The sequence below is a fragment of the Psychrobacter sp. 1U2 genome (genome assembly GCF_051847575.1).
This window is the reverse complement of the sequence record NZ_JBPYDC010000286.1, coordinates 1-1,261: the sequence shown is the minus strand read 5'-3', so window position 1 is coordinate 1,261 and position 1,261 is coordinate 1. Positions and strand designations below refer to the sequence as shown.

The 1,261-nt window shown below is 34.3% G+C and carries 3 protein-coding genes; 1 reads left to right on the top strand and 2 read right to left on the bottom strand.

Annotated elements, in window-relative coordinates:
* The coding region (locus ACS8FD_RS15220) for a hypothetical protein (protein ID WP_439276465.1) at window positions 1-221 on the top strand (221 nt) is incomplete at its 5' end.
* A gap of 3 nt (window positions 222-224) precedes the next feature.
* Here ACS8FD_RS15220 and ACS8FD_RS15215 read toward each other — a convergent pair.
* The gene (locus ACS8FD_RS15215; RefSeq protein ID WP_439262966.1) at window positions 225-449 is read right to left on the bottom strand and encodes a hypothetical protein; all 225 of its coding nucleotides are present in this window, start codon (window positions 447-449) and stop codon (window positions 225-227) included.
* Window positions 450-515: 66 nt separating this feature from the next.
* On the bottom strand, window positions 516-671 hold the full coding sequence (locus ACS8FD_RS15210) for a hypothetical protein (RefSeq protein WP_439262964.1): 156 nt from the start codon (window positions 669-671) through the stop codon (window positions 516-518).
* Window positions 672-1,261: the final 590 nt, after the last annotated feature.

Below are 1,261 nucleotides of genomic sequence, written 5' to 3'. Positions count from 1 at the left end.
ATTACCGTACTAATAATATCAACCAGTATGGGCAACAGCTTTTGGGTGAGTACAGTACACTGACTACGATAGATTATAATGGACAAGACACGTTCAATGTCGTTATACGTCAATATCAAACAGAGACTGACCAAAATAAAAAAATCAACTCAAGTGTTCATAAGCTAACGCTTGATGTAGATGAAGGGTTAATCTTAGTTAATGATGCTATCGTAAAATAAGCGTTAATGGCTTTGATTGTGGGCTAGTTTTGTTTTTACCTGTTTGATCAGCAATGAGACATATAAAATTACTGCTAAGACTAAGCAGATAAAAGTTAGAGGTAAAAACAGACTTTCTTGAAGTACACCTTCAGAATTAACGCCGCCATAAAACATAGTTTCCATCAGTCCAAAAAACGCAGCAAGCGCTAACAGGATTGAGCCACCGATAAACAGTTTAGATTTCATAAAAGCTCCTTTAGACAATAAACTAAAATTATAAGCATGCTTTCTTTAAAGATTATTGCAGTATCGCTATCGTTCAATGACACAAATAGGATAGTTTCCTGGATTTTGACCACCGCCTAAATCCAAGCAAATATCATGATAATAAAATTCGTGAGCTTTGATACCTAGCCAGAAAGCAATAATGACAGTAACAGCAATTATTATCATCATCTTAATATTCATATAGAGATCCTAAGTAAACAAGCAACTACAACAATATTGATTTGGGTCTATCTTATATGAGTTGGAAATAAATAGAGTGGTAGTTTGTACTTTTCACAAACTATTCATAATTGTATTTTTTGCAGGACAATTCAGATTACGAGCAAATATTGCGATAGTTTATACCAGTTTAGACAACGTCATTCTTAGTGCGGCAGACAGTCTGAAAATTAAGCTCTCTAAAGTATCAACATTGCTTGATCAATCTGCTGTTGTATCTTAAGCAGAAATTTTTCGGTCATTAATTTCGATACTAATTTCTTAAAGGAACAAAGCTAGTATGAAATAAGCACTACTTTTAAGCACGCTGTTACTCAGTTTAACGGCATGTCAGAATACTAATACACATATCTTAGATAAGAACGATACCTCACCCGCAAAACCATCCATAACCGTTGAAGCGGATCATACGACTTCCAACATAAGCGGTAACTATAATAAAAGCTTTCACTATGCGGATTTTTCTGCGCGTGTAGTGAGTACGCCTAATATTAAAGGTGGTTATAACTTAAAAATTCAGACAATGGGAGAAGATATGATTGAAAAATCCA

Coding starts and splice junctions, on each gene's coding strand:
- ACS8FD_RS15215 (WP_439262966.1), bottom strand. CDS start 449: ATGAAATCTAAACTGTTTATCGGTGGCTCAATCCTGTTAGCGCTTGCT.
- ACS8FD_RS15210 (WP_439262964.1), bottom strand. CDS start 671: ATGAATATTAAGATGATGATAATAATTGCTGTTACTGTCATTATTGCT.